The organism is Acetobacter sp. UBA5411, assembly GCF_002409645.1.
Taxonomy (GTDB): Bacteria; Pseudomonadota; Alphaproteobacteria; order Acetobacterales; family Acetobacteraceae; genus Acetobacter.
Genome location: NZ_DHNR01000031.1, coordinates 20,125 through 35,580, shown reverse-complemented (window position 1 = coordinate 35,580; position 15,456 = coordinate 20,125). Strand labels below are relative to the sequence as shown.

The 15,456-nt window shown below is 55.7% G+C and carries 13 protein-coding genes; 4 read left to right on the top strand and 9 right to left on the bottom strand.

From position 1 onward, the window contains the following. Positions 1-217: 217 nt before the first annotated feature. Both B3759_RS09515 and ung read left to right on the top strand, forming a co-directional pair. The gene (locus B3759_RS09515) at positions 218-3,358 is read left to right on the top strand and encodes a Hint domain-containing protein (RefSeq protein ID WP_291365694.1); all 3,141 of its coding nucleotides are present in this window, start codon (positions 218-220) and stop codon (positions 3,356-3,358) included. 208 nt (positions 3,359-3,566) lie between these two features. Further along, positions 3,567-4,268 (top strand): uracil-DNA glycosylase, encoded by a 702-nt coding sequence (gene ung, locus B3759_RS09510; RefSeq protein ID WP_291365693.1) that lies wholly within the window; start codon positions 3,567-3,569, stop codon positions 4,266-4,268. 15 nt (positions 4,269-4,283) lie between these two features. On the opposite strand, the gene rimI is transcribed toward ung, so the two are convergent. The 6 genes from rimI to B3759_RS09480 form a co-directional block, all read right to left on the bottom strand. Then, positions 4,284-4,742 (bottom strand): ribosomal protein S18-alanine N-acetyltransferase, encoded by a 459-nt coding sequence (gene rimI / locus B3759_RS09505; RefSeq protein WP_291365692.1) that lies wholly within the window; start codon positions 4,740-4,742, stop codon positions 4,284-4,286. Continuing rightward, positions 4,739-5,443 (bottom strand): tRNA (adenosine(37)-N6)-threonylcarbamoyltransferase complex dimerization subunit type 1 TsaB, encoded by a 705-nt coding sequence (gene tsaB / locus B3759_RS09500; protein ID WP_291365691.1) that lies wholly within the window; start codon positions 5,441-5,443, stop codon positions 4,739-4,741. The genes rimI and tsaB overlap by 4 nt, the downstream gene beginning before the upstream one ends. Further along, positions 5,440-6,021, bottom strand: coding sequence for a malonic semialdehyde reductase (locus B3759_RS09495; RefSeq protein ID WP_010668922.1), 582 nt, complete (start codon positions 6,019-6,021; stop codon positions 5,440-5,442). The genes tsaB and B3759_RS09495 overlap by 4 nt, the downstream gene beginning before the upstream one ends. Before the next feature lie 217 nt (positions 6,022-6,238). Next, the gene (locus B3759_RS09490) at positions 6,239-6,949 is read right to left on the bottom strand and encodes an ABC transporter ATP-binding protein (protein WP_291365690.1); all 711 of its coding nucleotides are present in this window, start codon (positions 6,947-6,949) and stop codon (positions 6,239-6,241) included. Beyond that, the gene (locus B3759_RS09485) at positions 6,946-7,962 is read right to left on the bottom strand and encodes a FecCD family ABC transporter permease (protein ID WP_291365689.1); all 1,017 of its coding nucleotides are present in this window, start codon (positions 7,960-7,962) and stop codon (positions 6,946-6,948) included. Before B3759_RS09485 ends, B3759_RS09490 begins: the two co-directional genes overlap by 4 nt. Further along, positions 7,959-8,993, bottom strand: a complete 1,035-nt coding sequence (locus B3759_RS09480) for an ABC transporter substrate-binding protein (RefSeq protein WP_291365688.1) — start codon at positions 8,991-8,993, stop codon at positions 7,959-7,961. The genes B3759_RS09485 and B3759_RS09480 overlap by 4 nt, the downstream gene beginning before the upstream one ends. Positions 8,994-9,258: 265 nt before the next feature. Between B3759_RS09480 and B3759_RS09475 the strand changes: the two genes are divergently transcribed. Then, positions 9,259-9,771 carry an Rrf2 family transcriptional regulator gene (locus B3759_RS09475; RefSeq protein WP_291365687.1) on the top strand — a complete coding sequence of 171 codons (513 nt, stop codon included), beginning with the start codon at positions 9,259-9,261 and terminating at the stop codon, positions 9,769-9,771. Between the two features lie 93 nt (positions 9,772-9,864). Here the strand turns inward: B3759_RS09475 and thrS are convergent, their stop codons facing one another. From thrS to B3759_RS09460, 3 genes are all read right to left on the bottom strand, one after another. Further along, entirely contained in the window at positions 9,865-11,793 is a 1,929-nt protein-coding gene (thrS, locus tag B3759_RS09470; protein ID WP_291365686.1) for a threonine--tRNA ligase, read from the bottom strand. A gap of 77 nt (positions 11,794-11,870) precedes the next feature. Beyond that, positions 11,871-12,788, bottom strand: coding sequence for a glycosyltransferase family 9 protein (locus B3759_RS09465; RefSeq protein WP_291365685.1), 918 nt, complete (start codon positions 12,786-12,788; stop codon positions 11,871-11,873). Positions 12,789-12,849: 61 nt separating this feature from the next. Then, on the bottom strand, positions 12,850-13,788 hold the full coding sequence (locus B3759_RS09460) for a tetratricopeptide repeat protein (protein ID WP_291365684.1): 939 nt from the start codon (positions 13,786-13,788) through the stop codon (positions 12,850-12,852). 99 nt (positions 13,789-13,887) lie between these two features. Between B3759_RS09460 and B3759_RS09455 the strand changes: the two genes are divergently transcribed. Further along, on the top strand, positions 13,888-15,090 hold the full coding sequence (locus B3759_RS09455; RefSeq protein ID WP_291365683.1) for a glycosyltransferase family 4 protein: 1,203 nt from the start codon (positions 13,888-13,890) through the stop codon (positions 15,088-15,090). Positions 15,091-15,456: the final 366 nt, after the last annotated feature.

Sequence of the window (15,456 nt, the reverse complement as noted above, 5' to 3'; positions counted from 1 at the left end):
GGAACCCCCCTTGGTAGGCGCTATGAGGCAACAAACGAGGCACACTGTCAATCAGTGGTTTGATTGGCCACGGTGAATGTCAGAAACGTGATGTGTGTGTCTCTATTTTAATTGAAACCTCTATTTTGCGGAAAAAGTATTAATAAAGTGTTGATTGGTGTCGTGCCGACGGTAAAGTAAATAAAATGCTCCATAGGATGACAGAAAGAATTACAAGATGAGCGGAAACGTCTCGAGCGCAAATATTCCTTCCGTTATCTATGATGGAGGCACCTATGAAGTTGCTGCAGGAGCATTCGTCTCAGGTGTTACTATTCTCAGTGGCGCCCTGAATGTCGCAGGAAGCGCTTCTGGAACGCAACTGAATGGATCCAGCGGTGGAGCTCTTACAGCGACCAGCGAGCATGTCCTTTCCGGCGGGGTCGAATATCAGGCGACAGCCAGCGGCGGCTTTATCAGTGTCGCAAGTGGCGGAAGTCTTGTTTCGACAACCTTGGAACAGTCTGATCTTGTCGTCGATGGTGGATCAGTAAATTCTCTGAGCGCCACTTCTGGTTCACAGGTTTCCGCAACCAATGGAGCCACGATCAATTCGGCAGCCATGTCCCAATATGGCTGGCTGAACATTGATGACAGCAGCACCCTGAAGAATTCCATTGTAGGTAACGGTGCCTATCTTTCGGTAGAAAAAGGTGCGAAATTTGAAAATGTTAGCCTGCTGAATGTAGGTAACCTGTGGGTGAGTGCCGGATCGAGCGCGGGTGTCATTTCGGGGTCAGATCTTGAGGGAATAACATTCCAGTCCGGATCGACTATTGATGTCAGACAAGGCACGCTATCAGATTTCCATCTGCCTGCTGATGTTTTCCTTACGATCGATCAATGGAACTCCGCGAGCAATCTTGTTATTGCCGGCACGGAAACCGTAGGCCTGATGGCTCACGACCAGAACAGCATCATTCAAAGCGGTGGCACACAAGTGCTTTTTGTGTCTGCAGTGACATCCGGCGTGGTTGTATTGTCGGGTGGAACGCAGGTTGTTTCGTCGGCTGGGATTGCTTTTGAAACGCATCTTGAAAGCGGCGGTACTATTTATGTTTCGTCCGGTGGTTCCATCGTCAATTCTGACGACACCAAGCTTTCACAGGGTGTGGTCAATCTTGATGGAGGCAGCGTCGTCTTTACCGGTGACACAACGCTGAACAGCGGTGTCATTTCCGGTTCCGGCTCCATTGTGCAGGAAGGAAGCGGCTCTCTCCATATCGCGAGTGATGACGGCCTGTCTGGTTTTTTGGGAACCATCTATGTCACGGACGGACAGCTTGTTGTTTCTGATATTACTGATCTGCACTCAGCTTCTCTCGAATTCATGGATGGCCATACAGGCTCGCTTGTCATCAGTGGCTCGACCTCTCCTTCCGGTATAATCGGAGATATCGATCTCGGTGATACGATAGAACTGTCTTCCCTGACCTGGCAGGATGGCCTTACGACGCATCTTGAGGGCAACAGTACGCTCCAGATCACACAATCTGACGGAACAATTGTGGGGTCGCTCAATCTTGGTGAAGCCAATTATACATGGTCTTCCTTTGTTCTCAGTAAAGGGAGTGATGGTGGTACAGTTATCGCGCTTGATGAAAACAGTTCTCCTGGTGTCATCGCGAATACGATATTTTCCACCAATACTTCCAACGTGAATGTGAGTGGCACAGGGGCCGTCGTAAATGACGCTACCGTCAGCAATATGAGTATATCTTATACTTCAATGTATGACCCCGCCACGACAGGCCATCTGGTTCTGTATAATGGCACAAAGTCATTCTATACGAAAATCGATCGCAATACGGAAGAAGTCATCAGAAAGGGTGCGTCTTCCTACAATTCCACAATAACAGGTGGAAGCGAACAGGTTTACGGCAACAGCTATCACTCCCAGTTTTCCTCATGGACACAGTTCAATTTTCAATATGTCGATGCAACACAGTCGATTTATGCCGGCGGTGTTTCTGATGGCGCGACTTTCAAACCATCCAATTTTGTCCTCGGAACTGCGGGTGAGCAGCCGACAGAGGCCAATCAGTATATTTATTCCGGAGGTCTGGCCAGAAACACGACGCTGTCCGGCGAACTCTATATGGATTATATGTTTGGATACCGGCAGGTCTTGTCCCAGTCGATTGAAACCATTTACAGCGGCGGCACGGCAATCAACACCACAATTACACAATACGGTGTTGTCAACGCGGAAAGCGGAGCAACCCTTACCAGCGCCATTCTGGATGGTGGCGTGCTCAACATGGCGTCTGGCACGATCATTTCCGATGGTCTGACCTTTAAAAATGGCAGTATTTACATAACAGACATGAAATATGCAGAGGGGAGCACCCTGCAGGTTTCTCTGGATGACAATGACAATCTTCTCATAACCGACGGAGATCTCTCCAAGGAGATTCATCTTAACGGCGATTATTCCAAAGGCTTTGATATAACACATGATGCTCAGGGCAATGTGTTTGTGACTTATGGCACGCCTGCGCCCTGCTATTGTCGGGGTACCCTGATAGACATGCAGGATGGCAGGAAAGCCGTTGAGGATATTGTCATAGGCGACGTGGTGAAAACGGCCAACGGACAGTATCGTCCTGTGCATTGGGTGGGCTATCGTGCCTATGATGGTCTGTTTGCCAGAGGAAATCCTGATCTGATTCCAGTCATTTTCAGAAAAGGCTCTCTGGGTAATGGCGTGCCGGAGCGGGATCTGACGGTTTCACCGCTTCATGCCATGTTTATCGATGGATGGCTGATCCCCGCTCACTGCCTAGTGAACGACACGAGCATTGTTCATGGCGCTATTGGCGAGATGCTGGAATATTTCCATATCGAGCTTGAGACTCATGATATCCTATTGGCAGAAGGCGCGCCCGCAGAAAGCTTTGTGGACGACCAGAGCCGTAACATGTTCCACAATGCTCATACGTTCCACGAACTGTATCCCCATGGCTGTCCGGGTGAGGCGCTCTATTGCGCGCCGAGACTGGAAGAGGGAGTAATGCTTGAACATATCAGGCAAAAACTCGAGGGATTGGATGGTGTTATGGCGGATGTCTCTGTCTGTCTGGAAAAGGTGACCAGCAACGTCATTGCAGGTTATGTGACCGGTGGTTCGGTCAATCCTGATGCGCTTGTCCTGAGTATTTCAGTCAATGGAGTTCATGTGGGTCATGTGACAGCGGATCAAAGGGATGCCGATGGGCGGCGATCTTTTGTATTTGGCCTGACACGTTCACAAGCACTTGCGGGCGATGAAGATATTCAGGTCGCTCCTCTGTATGTCGGGCAGGAACAGGCTGCCTGAGATGCAGGTGTGATTTGCGATAATTTTCTCTGAAGGATTTCCCGGATACTGATTTTACTAAAAGGCGGTATCCGGAAGCCTTTTGCCTGCAATCAAAAGAACATCTCCACAGAAGCAGGGAAGTGATTGAGAGGCCTGTAAATTCTCCTGATTGTCTGGCACCCTGACGCCCACAGAGCTTATTGATCAGAGAACGGGAGCGCGGCTCATGGCGCAGGCAGGCATCAAACTGGACGAAAGCTGGCGTGTCGCGCTGCAGAAAGAGTTTGATTCTCCTTACATGAAGGATCTCAAGGCGTTTCTTCAGGAAGAAAAGAAGGCCGGAAAGATGATCTTTCCGCGCGGTCCGGAGTGGTTCCGTGCGCTTAACCTGACGCCTTTAGGCTCGGTTAAAGTCGTCATTCTCGGTCAGGACCCATATCACGGCACGGGGCAGGCGCACGGTTTGTGCTTCAGCGTGCGGAAAGGCGTTCGGATTCCGCCGTCCCTGAACAACATCTATAAGGAAATGCTGAGTGATCTGGGTATTCCCCCGGCTCATCATGGCAATCTGACATCCTGGGCCAAACAGGGCGTCCTGCTTCTCAACAGTGTGCTGACGGTGGAACAGGGGCGTGCTGCGTCTCATCAGCGGCATGGTTGGGAGCGGTTTACCGATGCAGTTATCGCCTGCGTCAATGAGCAGAAAACACCAGTTGTTTTCATATTGTGGGGAAGTTATGCCCAGAAAAAAGCGGCATTTGTCGACAGTTCACGGCATCTGGTGCTGAAGGCATCTCATCCATCACCGCTTTCGGCACATACAGGATTTTTCGGAAATCGTTATTTTTCAAAAGCCAATGCTTTTCTGGAAGAGCATGGATTGAAGCCGATTGACTGGCGTCTGCCTGATGAACCTGAAGAAGACTGAGCGGTTTTATCTTGATCAGGACATATCGCGCACCATGACGACGGCGTCCGAGCCGTCCTCATAATAGCGTTTGCGCGTGCCAGCTTTGACAAAGCCTGCTTTTGTATACAGCGCTTCTGCTGATGTGTTTTTTGTGGAAACTTCCAGAAACAGCTTTGTAATCTGCTCCTTTTTCAATGCGTGCTCGACCGTTTCAAGCAGTTTTCTGGCGATGCCACGTCGTCTCCATTCTGGAGAGACCGCCAGAGTCAGGATTTCGGCTTCATCCAGAACAGCTCTGATCAGGATAAAACCAACGGGTTCTTCCTGTATGGATGCGAGAAACGCTCGTGTACCGGGCGTAGCAAGCAGTTCTGTAAACGCACTTTCCGACCAGCGTGCGGCTCCTTCAAACGCGCTTGCATGAAGTGCCGCCAGAACAGGCGAAAAAGCTGTGCCACTTTCAGAAATAACCGGATCAGACACAGAAGTCATTGAGGCCTTGCACGTAGGCCTGCTGCGGGCAGCTTGGCTTCCGGTGGATCGACATACAGGGGAAGCGCCGGGCGTGGCGCGATGTGTCCCTGTAACCGGTTCAGACCCGCTCTTGCGATCTCCTGCATGCCCGCCTCTCCCGGGATTGGAAACGCCTTGAGAGAGCCTGGAGCTTTCAGGAGCACGTCCTCAATAACATCTCCTGCGATCAGCCAATGTCCTGATGGAGCATCCCAGTCGGCCTGTCTGACAGCAACGACCGGACCTGAGGTCAGACTGTCCGGAGCAGCGCTTTCGACAAACCAGCGACCGCTTCTTGCCGCCGTCACACAAAGCCAGCCATCAAGATTATGCTGTGTGACATAAGCGGAAAGCGCGTCGGTCAGTGCCTCGCCCCGTGTCACACCGACGACCGGGCAATCATATCCAAACGCCAGACCGGCAGCGAGAGAGCAGGATGTTCTTAACCCTGTGAACGAGCCGGGACCAATCACGACGACAACAAGGTCGGGCCGATCCCATCGCGCCTCTTTCAGAACCTCGTCCAGAAGGCAGGCCATGTTGCCGATGCCGTCATGTCCGGCTTGGGTGCGGGCTGAAAGGATGCGAAACCTGCTCGCATCCTGCAACACGCAGGCCACACGCGCCTGCATAGTCGCTGGTGCGGCGTCGAGCACGACAATGCGGTGAATGGCGGTCACAGGATGCGGCACGCTTCGTCGAAAGGCAGGCGTGGCGCACGCGGCGTCTCAACTGGCTCACCATAACCAAGGCAGACGAGGAAGTTTGCCCGCCAGCCTTCTCCGGCCAGAAACGTATCTTCGACGATGGACGCGTCGAAGCCGGACATGGGGAGAGCATCCAGACCCAGAGAGCGTGCTGCCATGATCAGATAGGCCCCTTCCAGCGAACTGTTCCTAAAGGCGGTTTCTTCTGACAGTCCTACATCGGACGCAAACCATGTGCGCAGATCAGGGTCACAGCCGAGGCGGGAGAAATATTCGAAGAAAAGGGGATCATATCCCACAATCGCTACCACAGGAGCCGTCATGGCCTTCTCGATGTTACCCTGCGAGAGCGCCTGTTTCAGCCGTTCTTTTGCGTCCTGACTGGTGAGAAAGACAAAACGCGCAGGAGAACTGTTGCCGGACGTCGGACCCGTCTTCACAAGGTCATACAGCGCCCGGAGCGTGTCTTCCGGAATGGGCTGATCTGTCCATTTCTCCGGTGTCCTTGCCGTGCGAAACAGATGGTCCAGAGCACTCTCATCAAGCGACATAACGGCTTTCCTCACCACTTTCTGCCTGTGTGAATACCGTTGTGTGGAGCACGTTTCCAGTGACGAGTTTCTTTCGGAGAGCTTTCACAGGAATCATTCAATTACAATCTTTAGAAAACCCGGATGAAAGTCAAAGTTTTTGGGCGTCGCCTTTTTCCAAAAAGGTGACATCAACCGAAGCTTTTTGGAAAAAGCTTCACCAAAAACTTCCATCTGATCAGGACGCGTAAAGCGCCTCGATTTTTTCATCCGTCAGCACGTCCAACGGTGACCCACACTCCATCAGCCTGCCACTGCGCATCAAAAGCGCCTCATCAAAAATATCACGAGCCCTGATCGGATCATGCGTGGTGCACAGAATGGTGTAGCCGGTTCCAGCGAACTCTCGCAGCCGGGTCCAGAGCCGTTTCTGCTGCCCGAAATCCAGAGCGGACGCCGGTTCATCGAGCAATAACGTCCGCCCACCCTGCGCCAGAGCCCGGGCAATCAGCACCGCTTGCTGCTCTCCTCCGGAAAGCTGCGCGTAAGCCCGGTCAGCAAGATGGGTGATATTCATGAGACGCAGGGCGTGTGTGACCGCCTCCTGATCATCCTTGCCGGAAAGAAGGCCGAAGCGGGCGTGAGACAGACGTCCCATGGCGACCATCTCTTCGACCGAGTAGGCAAAGGCGACGGAATGGGTCTGCGGCACATAGGCGATGCGACGGGCCGTTTCGCGGGGCGACAGGGTGGACAGGTCTTCCCCGTTCAGAAGCACCTTCCCTTCTACCTTCTCCAGACCAAGGATGACGCGCAGCAGGGTTGTCTTCCCTGCCCCGTTCGGACCCAGCAGGCAGGCAAGGACGCCATCTCCAATTGTGAAAGACACATCGTCCAGCACCAGACGATGATTCCGCCTGCATGTGAGATGCTGCGCCTCAAGGGTCATCGCCAGTTACCCCGCAGACTGATTTTTACACGCGGAAGCAACAGCAGAAACAGAATCACGCCGGACAGTTCGGTCATGATGCCCACCGGGATTTCCGCCGCGGACAGGTTGCGGGCAAGGTCATCGGAAAAGGTCAGGAAGATCGCACCGGTCAGGGCGCTCATGGGCAGCACGAGGCGGTTGCCGGGACCAACCAGCAGCCGGGCGATATGCGGAATAACCAATCCAACCCAGCCGATGATGCCGGTCATGGAGACGGTCAGCGCGCAGAGCAGCGTCGCCAGCGTCACAACCAGATTTCGCACGAGACGTACAGGCACACCGAGACTGCGGGCTTCATCATCGCCCATGCTGAGTGCATCCAGATACCGCCCCATGATGCACAGGACAGCCATTGCGCAGATCATGGGAATTGTGACGAGAGACAGGGTTTCCGGCGTAACACGGGACAGTGTTCCCAGAAGCCAGAACACGATATCGGGAAGCTGGCTGTCCGGATCAGCGAGATATTTGAGGATCGACAGCAGGGCCGTGAAAAGAGCGTTACTGACGAGGCCACCGAAAATCAGCATCAGGACCGAACTGTCGCCTGACAGACGGGCGATACCGGTTCCCAGCAGGACCGCCAATGTTGAACCGGCAAAGGCGGATGCACCGATCATCCATTGCGGGACATTCAGGATGATGCCCAGAGCCGCTCCAAACCCTGCGCCGCTAAGCGCACCAAGAATGCCCGGAGAGACAAGAGGATTGCGGAAAACGGCCTGATAGGAAGCGCCCGAGACGGAGAGCGCCGCTCCAGTCAGGAGAGCGGCACACAGTCGCGGCAGGCGGATATGCGCCAGAATGGAGCAGGCGACACTGTGGCAGGTGGCGTCAGCAGTGTTGAAAGACGACAGGAAGAAATCTGAAAGCTCATGAAACGGTATGGGGTAACGACCGATACAGAGCGAAGCTGTGGCAACGACCAGAAGAAGGACGAATGTCGTTGCGAGGGTGGCAGATCCCTTCATGCTGGTGGCTGGGCCGCCAGAATGCGTCGGGCTTCATCCTGTGTCAGATCATATGAGAAGAAGCGACGATAGAAAGCCCGTGTAATCTCTACCATGTCCGTATCGTGAAACAGTTCCGGGTGAATAACGGTCGCCGCCCACTGGATCTGAAGCGCAAATTCGGTTCCGTAACGATCCCAAGGAAAGGCGCCGACGGGATTGCGATAAACCTTTCCATTTTTTACAGCTTTTAGTTCCTTCCACACCGGTCCATCTGTTTTGGGCTCGGCATCTCCGCTCATTCCACCCAGAATAATGATATCGGGATTCCAGGCCGCAATCTGTTCCAGAGAAATGGGACGTTTGGACCCTTTGATTTCTCCCGCCGCATTCCGGCCGCCGGCCAGACGGATCCATTCGTCAATCATCGTGCCTGCGCCATCAACCTTCATGGGTGATACGGAAAGGATGTGCAGCACACGGGGGCGGGACGCCTCGGGGATGTCTGCCAGTCGGGTTGCCAGAGTTTTCTCTGTTTCTTCGAGATAGGTGCGATAATCCTGTGCAACCTTCTGTGCGTGATCTGTACCGAGAATGGAGGCGGTCAGATCAAGGCAGCGCAGCAATCCCGCTGTGTCGTGGAACTCCACACCGACCGTGGGGATGCCGGTTTTCCGATAACTTTCCACTCCCGAAAGGGAGGGAGTGGCGAACACCAGATCTACGTGACCTGCCAACAGGGTTTCGGCAGTCGGTGTGGTCGAGGGGAGTTGGGTTGCGGCATGAAGAGCAGGCGCCAGACGATACATCCAGGGAGACATGCTTTCCCGTTCTACTGTCATAGCGATGGCGGATGCCCCGCCGAGCATGACAAGCAGTTCGTTATGCGCATACCAGAGATCTGCAATATGAGCGGGTCTGACGGGTAATTCGCTGACCACACCAGTCATATCCTGCAATGTTTTTGTATCGGCCGAGGCGGAAACAGGCAGTGTCCAGACGGTTGCGACCAGAGCACATATCTTTATTTTCCTTAGAAAATATCTGGACACACTTGATTTCCTCATCTGTCGGGGTTCGGAACCCGTGCCGGGACTCGTTTCATTGGGATATAGACAGGAAGTGCATGAACGTCGAGGAGCCGTGCGGCTCCGTAAATCGTTAATTTTTAGATAGTGGCACGTGCAGGTTACAATTCCCCAATTTCAGCGCCCTTTTCCGTGGAACCCTTTTGTTTCTTTTTCGTTAGATTAGCCTGACGGGCCTCGGAGGCTCGTAGTGTAATAATACCAGCTTCTGAAACGGATCTGTGGCGGCATGCGTCTGACCTTGCATACGGACTATGCGCTGAGAGCGCTTATTTTTCTTACCTGGACAACGGATCGTCTTGCTTCCATTCGGGAAATAGCAACGACTTACGGAATCTCTGAAAATCATCTGGTCAAGATCGTACATAAACTTGGCCAACAAGGTTTCATTGAAACGGTTCGGGGTCGTAACGGTGGTATCCGGCTGGCTCGTGATGCAAGCCAGATCTGTGTAGGCGATGTTGTTCGTGTCACAGAAGAGGGACTGGATAATGTCCCGAGTTCCAAAAAGGGACAGCTTCCGGAAGAACCCGGTCGCCTTCTGCCTCAGAGCCGCTTCCGGGATGTGGTTAATGCTGCCCTTAAGGCTTTCATGGCGGTGCTTGATGACACCCGGCTTTCTGATCTGATTTTCGATGAGCAGAAACAGATGCTCGGTATCGCCAACAGTCCCCGGTCACGTCTTTTGAAACAGGATGAGAGCAGGGAAGTCAGTCATATCGTGTCAACGGTAGCATCGTGAGACCTGTTTTTCTCACCATGCTGTTGTGGTCATAAAGATCAGGAAAAAGGCTCCGAAGAGACATCTCCGGAGCCTTTTTCAATGGAACAGATTTCAGCCCCGACGAATGTCCGGAGCCTTCGCTTCCTCGGACAGGCGCGTGACGGCCTCATCCAGCGTCAGCATTTCCTGATCCGCACCACCGAGACGACGCATCGCCACCGTTCCGGCTTCTGCTTCCTTGCGTCCCACCACCAGAATGACCGGCACACGAGCAACACTATGCTCGCGGATCTTGGCGTTGATCTTGTCCGCACGGGTATCGGACTCGACCGTGAGACCGGCCTTGCGCAGACGGGCGACAACCTCTTCGGCGTAAGGCGCTGCGTCACTGACAATGCTGGCCACGACAACCTGCATCGGGGCAAGCCACAGCGGGAACTTGCCCGCATGCTGCTCGATCAGAATACCGATAAAGCGTTCGAATGAACCAAGAATGGCGCGGTGCAGCATGACAGGACGGTGGCGGGCACTGTCCTCGCCAATGTAGTTCGCATCCAGACGCTCTGGCAGGACAAGATCGACCTGAAGCGTGCCGCACTGCCAGTCACGACCGATGGCGTCACGCAGCACGAATTCCAGCTTCGGACCGTAGAACGCGCCCTCACCCGGATTATATTCATATTCCACGCCCGCAATCTCACAGGCCCGCTTGAGGGCGGCTTCGGACTTGTCCCAGACTTCGTCGGAACCGGAACGCTGTTCTGGACGGTCCGAGAACTTGATGCGGAAATGCTCGAAGCCGAGATCCTTGTAGACCTCCGTCAGCATCGCCACGAAACGTACGGTCTCATCCGCAATCTGATCTTCGGTGCAGAAGATATGCGCATCGTCCTGCGTGAAGCCACGCACACGCATGATGCCGTGCAATGAACCGGACGGTTCATAACGGTGGCATGCACCAAACTCGGCCATACGTAGCGGCAGTTCGCGGTAGGACCGCAGGCCGTGACGGAAGATCTGCACATGGCAGGGGCAGTTCATCGGCTTGAGCGCGAGGGTCTTGTCCTCGTCCTCGACGGTCGCCACGAACATATGGTGACGATACTTGCTCCAGTGACCTGACGCTTCCCACAGGGCGCGATCGACGAGCTGCGGCGTGCGCACTTCCTCATATCCGGCGCGGGTCTGGGCGCGGCGCATGTAATCCTGAAGCGCCGTGTAGAGACGCCAGCCCTTGGCGTGCCAGAAGACCTGCCCGACCGCTTCTTCCTGAATGTGGAAGAGGTCCATCTCCTTGCCGATGCGGCGATGGTCACGGCGTTCCGCTTCCTCAAGCTGGTGCAGGTGCGCTTCCAGCTCTTTCTTGTCGCGCCATGCAGTGCCGTAGATACGGGTCAGCATCGGGTTGCGATGATCGCCGCGCCAGTAGGCGCCGGCCACCTTCATCAGCTTGAAGGCGTTGCCGACATCGCCGGTGCTGCGCAGATGCGGACCACGGCAGAGGTCGAGCCACTCGCCCTGACGATAGATCGAGATTTCCTCGTCGCCCGGCAGATCGCGGATCAGTTCGGCCTTGAAGCGCTCACCACGATCTTCAAAGAACTTGATCGCCTCATCACGCGGCCATGTCTCGCGGGTGAAGGACGCGTTGGCCTTGATGATCTCGTGCATTCGCTGTTCGATGGCTGGAAAATCTTCCGGCTTGAACGGCTCGTTGCGGTAGAAATCATAATAGAAGCCGTTCTCGATCGACGGGCCGATGGTGACCTGTGTGCCGGGAAACAGCGACTGCACCGCTTCCGCCAGCACATGCGCGGCGTCATGGCGGATCATCTCCAGCGCTTCCGTATCCTTCCGGGTAACGAAGCGGATGGAAGCGTCCTGTTCGACGGGACGGCCCATGTCGCGGAGCTGACCGTCCACTTCGATGGCGATCGCCGCTTTGGCAAGACCGGGACCGATGGACGCGGCAATGTCCGTGCCCGTCACCGTTCCGTCAAACTGGCGAACGGAACCGTCTGGCAGGGTGATGGCAGGCATGGATGGATGCTCCAGGCATTGAATGGGACGGACGACCGGGATGGACGTCCTCATGGGAAAGGCCGACTTTAATGGCGTCAGCCGAGGGCGGAGACAACCCTATCCACGGAAAGAGTTGCCATATCGTGCACCCTAAGCACACGAACCTGCTCGGCGGACCGTCCGATGGGGGCTGTAAGGCCGGGATCACTCTCTGCTGAAAACAGCACCAGACACCGACAGCCAACGGCGGCGGCAAGGTGCATCGGGCCAGTATCATTGCCGACGGCGATGGTGGCCCCGGCGCAGATGCCGCCCAGATCAAGGATGGACGTCTTTCCTGTCAGGTCAACGGCCTCGGGGCAGACTGACTGAATGACGGCCGCCAGAGGCGTGTCCGCACTGCTGCCGATGACAACTAGCGTCTGTCCCTTTGCGGCAAGGTGAGCAGCCAGCGCGCCATAGCGCTCCGCTGCCCACCTCTTGCCCGGACGATGGGGGGCCGCCCCCGGCACGATGACGGCATAAGGCGTGCGGAGCTGCTCGGTGAACCGGGAGCCCTGCGAAGTGAGCCAGTTTAGATTGGCCACCTCCGGCACCTCCGCCATCCCAGCCACCCGGAGCTGGTCGCGCTGGCGGGTTCGGGTGTGCATGAGAGTGCGGCTGGGATTGGTGTGCGAAAGAGGGCCGCTGCCTCTGATGCCGGACCAGTCGGCCTTTCCGGCCAGACGGCGATATCCGCTCGATCGGCCTGAGGTCTGAAGATCATAGATCCGGTCATAACCGCTCAACTGCTGTCGGAGCCGTTTCATGCCCCGGAAGTCAGTGATTTTCGGGCGCGTATCGATCTCGATCTGATCGAACCACGGGCTGGCTTCGGCAAGCGCGCGGAACGGCGCTGTTGTCAGCAGGGTGATGGAGGCATCCGGGTGATGGGCGCGGATGGCGGCGAAGGCAGGAAAACTCTGCACGAAATCGCCGAGGGCGCTGAGGCGGATGACAAGAATGCGCGTCATGGGCAGCAGATTGCCCTGCCCTGCCCTTTCACGCCAGTAGGACATGCAGTGGAGAGGCGTATCAGTGCGTGTCCGGCACGGGAGAGGCCGCAGAGGCGTGCAGCGTCACATCGCTCGGCGGAAGCGCATCGGGGTCGGAGGCGAGCACTGTCAGGTCCTGACGCGCCAGATCGGCTTCGTGGGAATCCGGCTCAAGTGACACGACCTTTTCCCAGTCGGCACGCGCGCCCTCCGGGTCGTTCAGGCGCTGGCGGATGATGCCGCGCCCAAGCAGGGAAGTTGTGTCGTCAGGTTCCAGCGCCAGAGACTGTTCAATGTCGGTTTTAGCCTGCGTAAGAGCTCCGGTCTGGATTTCCGCCATGGCTTTCAGCCTGTGCGTTTCCGCGGCAAGGATAGGGTTGTTGGCGAGCGGCGTCAGATCCCGGATGACGGTCTGCGGCTGATCGAGCTGGAGAAGCGCCTTGTCTTTCAGCAGGCGGAGAGCGATGGACTCCGGTGTCAGTGTCAGTCCGTAGCCTGCGGCTTCGGCCGCTTTGCCGGGCATGGCGGCGGCAAACCACGCACGGGCGGCATCGGCCGCGACATTGGCCCGTTCCTCGGTGGAATCATCATCCGCACCCACCTCATGCCTTGCCGTTTCATGGGATAGCTGATCAAGCTGTTCCGCCCCGGCGAGAGCGTCTCCGGTCATGACGTCCGCAACAGCCCTGCAATGTCCGATCGCGCGCTCATTGCCTGTAACCGTGTGGCTGGACACATAGTCATCCACATCCGAGGGATCATCATCCAGCAGCGCGAGGCAGTCGGACAGGACGAATGGAGGAAGTGGGGCGGAGGCTGCGTGAAGAGCGCAGGTACCGGTTGTCAGGGAGGCGAGCAGCATGAGGGTTGTTGCTGTAGGACTGCCCGGAATCAGGGCGGTTTTTCGCTGTCCCGTCGCCATGTGAAGCGAAGGGGAAAGTTCGGAAACCCGAGACGGGGAAGGGGCCGGACCAGTCATGGCAACCATTGAGGGCAGGGAGGACGCTGTGGTCAAGGCCGAACGAAAAAAGAGACAACAAGGTGCGGGATTGGCTGGTCCGTGCTATCCGCGAAAATTATGAATGCGTTAGCCCGTAGCCCAGTCATTCTTCAGGTTCTGCCTGCTCTTGATGCGGGCGGTGTGGAACGTGGCACCGTGGAGATGGTGCAGGCCATCGCGCAGGCTGGAGGGATACCGCTTGTGGCCAGTGCGGAAGGGCGGCTGGCCCCGATGATCGCTTACTATGGTGGTCGCCATATTCCGCTGGAGCTCGGCAGGAAGTCGCCCTTCGCCATTCTGCGGAATGCACGGAAACTCAAGGCGATCATCAGGAAGGAAAAGGTCAGTCTGGTCCATGCCCGATCGCGCGCGCCTGCATGGGCGGCGAAGCTGGCCTGCCGTTCGCGCAAGGTTCCTTTCATCACCACATGGCATGGGGTTCATAACGCGAACTTCCGGGGCAAGAAGGCCTATAACGCCGTGCTGGCTGCCGGGGATCGCGTCATTGCCATCAGCCAGTTCATCGCGGACCGTCTGAGGCGGGAATATGAGGTCGGAGACGATCGACTGCGCATCATCCCTCGGGGGGCGGATACGGTGCAGTTCGATCCCGAAAACGTGCGCGGAGATCGTGTCAGCGCTGTTCTGAATTCATGGAACATCGAGGATGATGGGGCCGCGATCATTCTCATGCCAGCCCGGCTGACGGAGTGGAAAGGGCAGGGGCTGCTGCTGGATGCGCTTTCCATCATGATCCGGGAACGGTGGACGACACGTCCGTGGGTCTGCGTGTTCGCGGGAGAGACACCGGAGAAATCGAGTTTTCCGGCTCAGCTCAAATCACGTGTTGTCGAACTTGGGCTGACACCGCATGTGCGGTTCGGTGGTCATTGCACGGACATGCCGGCAGCTCTCGCCCTGTCCGAGATGGTTGTCGTGCCGTCCCTGCGCCCAGAGCCGTTCGGACGCGTGGTGGTTGAGGCGCAGGCAATGGCGCGGCCTGTCATTGTTGCAGCGCATGGTGCGGCTGTGGAGACGGTCCGGCATGGTGAAACCGGCCTGCTGTTTCCGCCCGGAGATGCGCGTGTTCTTGCGGAAATGATCGCCGCCACGCTGGAAGCGACGGATGAAGAGCGTATGGCGTTGGGTCATGCTGCCCGGCTCAACGTGCTGGAGCATTACACGACCCGATCCATGCAGCAGGCGACGCTGGCGGTTTACGATGAAATGCTGGACGAAGGCTTGGCTGGACGCTTTATGGAACAGGGCGTCGGAGAGTAGCGGATTCCAGGATCTATCCTGCGTCCTGCTAAGAGATACGGGCCGTTTGAATACGTTTTGATAAGACTTTTGTTAAACGAGCGGCAAGAGCCGTATTTAAAAATCATTCTGTAAAATAGAAGTTTCTGTAATCGATATTGCTTTTCTCTGGATCGTAAGAACGGCTCTATCGGACAGATTTCTGTCATATGGAAACGGTGCAGGTGCGCCGCATCATGTGGTTGGCAATGACATGATGCCCTTATAAATGCGTGTGAAAACTTGTTCGCTCTGATTTAGGATGGCGCAATTCGCAGTAAATATATCAAAAGTGTATAATAATTACATATTTATACATTATATTTACGCGTTAAAAATGTGATAATT